General features: G+C 74.6%; 6 protein-coding genes. 2 read left to right on the forward strand and 4 right to left on the reverse strand.

The genetic code is table 11. From position 1 onward, the window contains the following. Positions 1–710: SbcC/MukB-like Walker B domain-containing protein (locus tag ACWEV0_RS35365; RefSeq protein ID WP_453153915.1), on the forward strand; the 710-nt coding region annotated here is incomplete at its 5' end. Here ACWEV0_RS35365 and ACWEV0_RS35370 read toward each other — a convergent pair. The 3 genes from ACWEV0_RS35370 to ACWEV0_RS35380 form a co-directional block, all read right to left on the reverse strand. Then, positions 700–1149, reverse strand: a complete 450-nt coding sequence (locus tag ACWEV0_RS35370; RefSeq protein ID WP_453153916.1) for an Lrp/AsnC family transcriptional regulator — start codon at positions 1147–1149, stop codon at positions 700–702. The two genes, ACWEV0_RS35365 and ACWEV0_RS35370, sit on opposite strands and share 11 nt — an antisense overlap. A gap of 76 nt (positions 1150–1225) precedes the next feature. After that, positions 1226–2935 carry a DUF885 domain-containing protein gene (locus ACWEV0_RS35375; RefSeq protein WP_453153917.1) on the reverse strand — a complete coding sequence of 570 codons (1710 nt, stop codon included), beginning with the start codon at positions 2933–2935 and terminating at the stop codon, positions 1226–1228. Between the two features lie 59 nt (positions 2936–2994). Continuing rightward, entirely contained in the window at positions 2995–3492 is a 498-nt protein-coding gene (locus tag ACWEV0_RS35380) for an Lrp/AsnC family transcriptional regulator (RefSeq protein WP_453153918.1), read from the reverse strand. A 60-nt stretch (positions 3493–3552) separates the two neighbouring features. On the opposite strand from ACWEV0_RS35380, the gene ACWEV0_RS35385 reads away from it, so the two are divergent. After that, positions 3553–4791, forward strand: coding sequence for a trans-sulfuration enzyme family protein (locus tag ACWEV0_RS35385; protein ID WP_453153919.1), 1239 nt, complete (start codon positions 3553–3555; stop codon positions 4789–4791). A gap of 161 nt (positions 4792–4952) precedes the next feature. On the opposite strand, the gene ACWEV0_RS35390 is transcribed toward ACWEV0_RS35385, so the two are convergent. Then, positions 4953–6161: GNAT family N-acetyltransferase (locus ACWEV0_RS35390; protein WP_453153920.1), on the reverse strand; the 1209-nt coding region annotated here is incomplete at its 5' end.

Genomic DNA, 6161 nt, shown 5'->3' on the forward strand with positions numbered 1-6161 from the left:
GGGCCCTGGCCCGAACCGGGCACGGCGTCGGGCGTGGGCGTGACGCGCGTCCAGAGCAGGATGCCGTCGGGCAGCGGGTCGCCCGAGGCGACACCCGGGAGGCGGACGCCGAGGTGCGCCGGCTCGGGCCGCTGCGCGAGGAGTACGAGCGGGTCGCCCGGCTCGCCGGGCTCACCGCCGGCACCTCGGCGGAGAACGAGCGCAAGATGCGCCTGGAGTCGTACGTGCTCGCCGCCCGGCTCGAACAGGTCGCGGCCGCCGCCACCGCCCGGCTCCAGCGGATGTCCTCCGGCCGCTACACCCTGGTTCACTCCGACGCCCGCAGCGGCGGCCGGCGCGCCGGCCTCGGGCTGCACGTGGTCGACGCCTGGACGGGCAACGAGCGGGACACCGCGACGCTCTCCGGCGGCGAGACCTTCTTCGCCTCGCTCGCCCTCGCCCTCGGCCTCGCCGACGTCGTCACCGACGAGGCCGGCGGCGTCCGGCTCGACACCCTCTTCATCGACGAGGGCTTCGGCAGCCTCGACGAGCAGACCCTCGACGAGGTCCTCGACGTCCTGGACTCGCTGCGCGAGCGCGACCGCAGCGTCGGCATCGTCAGCCACGTCGGCGACCTGCGCCGCCGTATCCCGGCCCAGCTGGAGGTCGTCAAGGCGCGGCACGGGTCGGCGGTGCGGCTCCGTACCGGAGGAGAGGCGCTCAGCGGCTGATCGCGCGCCGGGGCAGCGGCGAGGAGTAGACGACGCTCGTCGTCACCGAGCCCAGCGCGCCCACCTTCCCGGAGATCTCCTCCAGGTGCCGCATCGACCGGGCGGCGACCTTCAGGACGAAGCAGTCGTCGCCCGTCACATGGTGCGCCTCCAGGACCTCCGGGGTGGTGGCGATGAGGTCGTGGAAGGGCTTGTAGTTGCCGTTCGGGTAGCGCAGCCGGACGAACGCGAGGATCGGCAGGCCGAGCCGCTCCTGGTCGACGACCGCCGTGTACCCGGCGATCACCCCCGCCTCCTCCAGGCGCCGCACCCGCTCGGTCACCGCCGACGGGGACATGGCCACGGCCCGGGCGAGCTCGGCGAAGCTGGCCCGGCCCTGCTCCTGGAGGGCCGCGAGGATCCGCCAGTCCGTGGCGTCCGGGGTGTATCCGCTGGTCATGGGCGTGACCCTGCAGGGAAATCCCCGGGAGATCAAGTCCTCCCGGGGATTTCATACGGCCGCACAGGTCACGCCGTCAGAGCTTGGAGATCTCCTCCACCAGGTCGTCCAGACCCAGCGGCCCCTGCGAGAGCGCCGCCATGTGCCACGCCTTCGCGTCGAACGCGTCGCCGTGCGCCGCCCGTGCGTTGGCCCGGCCCAGCAGCCAGGCCCGCTCGCCCAGCTTGTAGCCGATCGCCTGCGCGGGAACCGACAGATAGCGGGTCATCTCGCTCTCCACGAAGGCCGGCGGCCGGCTGCTGTGCCGCTGGAAGAACTCCTGCGCGAGCTCCGGCGTCCACCGCTCGCCCGGGTGGAACGGCGAGTCCGCCGGGATCTCCAGTTCCAGGTGCATGCCGATGTCCACGATCACCCGGCAGGCCCGCATCATCTGCGCGTCGAGGTAGCCGAGGCGGCGCTCCGGGTCCTTGAGGAAGCCCAGCTCGTCCATCAGCCGCTCCGCGTACAGCGCCCAGCCCTCGGTGTTCGCGCTGACCTTGCCGACCGTCGCCTGGTAGCGGGAGAGCCGGTCGGCCACGTGCACCCACTGCGCGAGCTGGAGGTGGTGGCCGGGCACGCCCTCGTGGTACCAGGTCGACACCAGGTCGTACACCGGGAAGCGGGACTGCCCGTCGACCGGCAGCCAGGTGCGGCCGGGGCGGGAGAAGTCCTCCGAGGGACCGGTGTAGTACGGGGCGGCCGCGCTGCCCGCCGGGGCGATCCGGGACTCCACCTGCCGCACCTTCTCGGCGAGTTCGAAGTGGGTGCCGTCGAGCGCCTCGATCGCCTCGTCCATCAGCCGCTGCAGCCAGGACCGGACCTCGTCGACGCCCTCGATGTGGGCGCCGTGCTCGTCCAGGTGGGCCAGCGCCTCCCACGGGTCGGCGCCGGGCAGGATCCGCTCGGCCTCCTGGCGCATCTCGCCGAGCAGCCGGTGGTACTCGGACCAGCCGTACGCGTACGCCTGGTCGAGGTCCAGGTCGGTGCCGTTGAAGAAGCGCGACCAGCGCCGGTAGCGCTCCCGGCCCACCGTGTCGGGCGCGTCGGCGACCGCCGGGGCGTACACGTCGCGCATCCAGTCCCGCAGCTCCGTACACGCCAGGTCCGCCCCCGCGCCGGCCGCCGCGAGCTCGGCGCGCAGCTCCTCCGGTACGGAGTCGCCGGCGCCTGCCGCGAAGCCCGCGAACCAGCCCTGACCGGCCCCGTCCGGCCCGGCGCTCGCCCACTCGGTGAGCTGGGTGACGAAGGTGGCGGTGGCGCGCGGCCCGCCGCGCATGCCCCGCTCCAGACCGAGGGTGAGTGACGCCCGGTAGCCCTCCAGGGCCGCCGGGACCGCCCGCAGCCGGGCGGCGACGGCCGTCCAGTCCTCGACGGTCGCGGTGGGCAGCATGGTGAAGGAGAGGCGCACGCTGTGCGCGGGTGAGCGGAGATTGCTCACGCAGCACAGGCCCTCGTCCGCCTCGTGCACGAGGAGTTGGGCGGTCAGCCGCTCCCGCAGCAGCCGGGCGCAGCGCCGCTCCGCCTCGTCCGCCGCTCCCGGCTGCCGCTCCGCCTCGTCGAGCCGGGCGAGGGTGCGCCGGGCGAGGGCGGCGACGGCTTCCTGTCCGGCGGGCGAGAAGTCGGGCAGGCGGCCCGCGCTCTCCTGGACTCCCAGGAACGTACCGGTGATCGGGTCGAGTTCGATGAGCGCGTCGACGTGGTCGTCGGCGACCTGGCGGGGGAGGGCAGGGGTGGAGGTGTCTGGCATGGGGGTCATCCTCGCCCGTGGGCCGTTCCCTCGTCACCCTCCCGAGTTCTCAATCGATCTCAGTCGGCTGACAAATGAGCACCGGGGACGGGCGGCAGCAGCGGGCCGCACTCCCACTGCTGGAAGATCAGCCGGGTCTCCACCCGGGCCACCTCGCGCCGCGAGGTGAACTCGTCCAGGACGAGTCGTTGCAGGTCGGCGGGGTCAGCGACGGCCACGTGGACCAGGTAGTCGTCCGGGCCGGTGAGATGGAACAGCGCCCGGGACTCCGGCAGCGCCCTGATCCGCTCGACGAAGGGACCGATCAGTTCACGCCGGTGGGGCCGGACCTGGACCAGGAGCAGCGCCTCCAGGCCGCGGCCGAGTTTGGCCGGATTCAGCTGTAGCCGGTGTCCGAGGATCACACCGGTGCGGCGCAGCCGGGACACCCGGTCCAGACAGGTGGAGGGGGCGACGCCCACCTCGGCGGCGAGCTCGCGGTAGGTGCTCCGGGCGTCGTTCTGCAGTAGGCGAAGAATGTGCAGATCGACCGCGTCCAGTACGACAGAATCGGCCATCGGCCGAACGTAGCACGGGATTTTCCCGCTACGGGCCGGTATCCGTTCACAGTGCCGCGCATGGACACCTCCACGGATGCCGCTCTGGGCGGCTTCGCCTCAGCCGTCCCGGCCGCCGCCCCCACCCGGGCCCTGGCCACCGAAGCCGTGCACGCCGGCCGCGACGACCTCGCGGAGCTCGGTCTGCACGCCCCGCCGCTCGACCTGTCCACCACCTACCCCTCGCACGACGCCCGGGCCGAGGCCGCCCGGATCGACGAGTTCGCCACCACCGGCGCCCGGCCGGACGGGCCCCCGGTCTACGCCCGGCTCGACAACCCCACCACCGGACGCTTCGAGACCGCCCTCGCCCGCCTGGAGGGCACCGAGTCGGCGGTCGCCTTCGCCAGCGGCATGGCCGCGCTCAGCGCGGTGCTGCTCAGCCGGGCGAGCATGGGCCTGCGGCACGTCGTCGCGGTGCGTCCGCTGTACGGATGCAGCGACCACATGCTGAACGCCGGCCTGCTCGGTACGGAGGTCACCTGGACCGACCCGGCGGGCGTCGCGGAGGCGCTGCGGCCCGACACCGGTCTGGTGATGGTGGAGTCGCCCGCCAACCCGACCCTCGCCGAGGTCGACATCCGCGCCGTCGCCCACAGCTGCGGCTCGGTGCCGCTGCTCGTCGACAGCACCTTCGCCACCCCGGTCCTCCAGCGGCCCGCCGAGCTGGGCGCCCGGATCGTCCTGCACAGCGCCACCAAGTACCTCGGCGGTCACGGTGACGTCATGGGCGGGGTCGTCGCCTGCGACGAGGAGTTCGCCCGCGTCCTGCGCCAGGTGCGCTTCGCGACCGGCGGCGTGCTCCACCCGCTCGCCGGCTATCTGCTGCTGCGCGGCCTCTCCACCCTGCCGGTCCGGGTCAGGGCCGCCTCGGCGACCGCGGCCGAACTGGTCCGCCGGCTCGAGGCCGACCCGCGGGTCGCGCGCGTGCACTACCCGCGGATCGGCGGCGCGATGGTCTCGTTCGAGGTGTACGGGGACCCGCACGAGGTCATTTCCGGCGTCCGGCTCATCACGCCGGCCGTCAGCCTCGGCAGCGTCGACACCCTGATCCAGCACCCGGCCTCGATCAGCCACCGCATCGTCGACGCCTCGGACCGGCGCTCGGGAGGCATCAGCGACCGGCTGCTGCGCATGTCGGTGGGGCTGGAGGACGTCGAGGACCTGTGGGCCGACCTGACGCAGGCGCTCGGCACGGGGACCGGGCCCGGGACCGCCGGCGAACGGCCGGTCCTGGCGGAGACCGCGGCGCGGGTCTGAGTCCGGCCGCTGGAAGCCTGTCCCACCGTGATCCGCCGGACAGGCCGTGGCCCGGCCGGGGGCCGTGGCCACGGCGTCGGCAGCGGCGCCCGGCCCGGGTCCGGGCCGGGGTCCGCGTCCATGTCCAGGACCGGGCCTGGGGCCGGGCCCGGGCGCCGCGTCTAGGACCGGGCCTGGGGCTGGGGCCGGGCCGGGGCGGCCTCGGGCTGGGCCGGGCGGTCGGCCAGGCGGGCGGTGATGACCAGGGTGCCCTCCTCGACCTGGTAGTCGAGCGGCAGGTTCAGCGCCCGCATGGCGGCCACCATGCCGGTGTTGGAGGACTGGGTCACCGCGTAGACGCTGTCGCAGCCGGCCTCCTCCGCCATCGCCACCAGCCGGCCGAGGAGTTCGGCGCCGATGCCGCGCCGCTGCCACTCGTCCTCCACCATGAGGGCGACCTCGGTCTCGTCGCCGTCCCAGAGCAGATGGCCGAGGGCGACGACCCGGCCGGAGGCCGTCTGCGCCGCGAGGGTGCGGCCGAAGCGCGGGCTCAGCAGATGGTCGAGGTAGCGGTCGGCGTCGGCGACGGGGCCGTGGTAGCGGAGGCTCAGGGTGCGGGCGGAGCAGCGGTCGTGCATCGCGCGCGCGGCGGACAGGTCGCGCCGGTCGGCGCGGCGGACGGTGATCTCGTTGCCCTCGGGCAGGGTGAGCACGTCCCTGCCGTGCGGGACGCGCGGGCCGAGCCGGGCGTCGAGCTCCACCAGGGCGCGGGCCCGGGCGAACTCGGTCGGCGTGAACGGCAGATGGGGCCGCTCGATGACGAGCGTGCCGCCGCTGGGGTCGCGCAGCCGCATCACCGTCTCCTCCAGGACGCCCTCCTCGGGGGCCTGTTCCCCGGTGGGCCGGCCGCTGAGGGACACCGCGGGGACCGAGTGGATCGTGCACCGGCCGAGGAGCTGGCGCAGGGCGAGCGGCAGTTCGGCCGCGTCGAGCGCGGTACGGGTGGCGAGGCCGAGCACCCGGGTCGGGGTGTCGACGAGGTCATGGGCGTCGGCGCGCTCGGTCCAGGTGTCGGCGCCGCCGGCCGCGGCGACGGCGCGGGTGAGCTCGCCGGTCTGCAGCGCGGCGGGCGCCCGGAGCAGGAACTCGTCGACCGTGCCTTCGGCGAGCGGATGGGTCTGCAGGGTCAGGATGTCCACCCCGTGCCGGGCGAGCACCGTGCACAGCGCGGCCAGGCTGCCCGGGGTGTCGCGGACGGTGGTCCGCATCCGCCACAGAACCGTGCCGGCGGAGTCCCCCACGGGGGTGGGGTCGACGCCGGACGCGGCGGCCGGCGGCAGCGGGGAGGAGGGCCCCCGGGCCCCGGGGGGGGGCCGCGGCGGCGCGAGGCG

Source organism: Streptomyces sp. NPDC003943 (genome assembly GCF_053605265.1).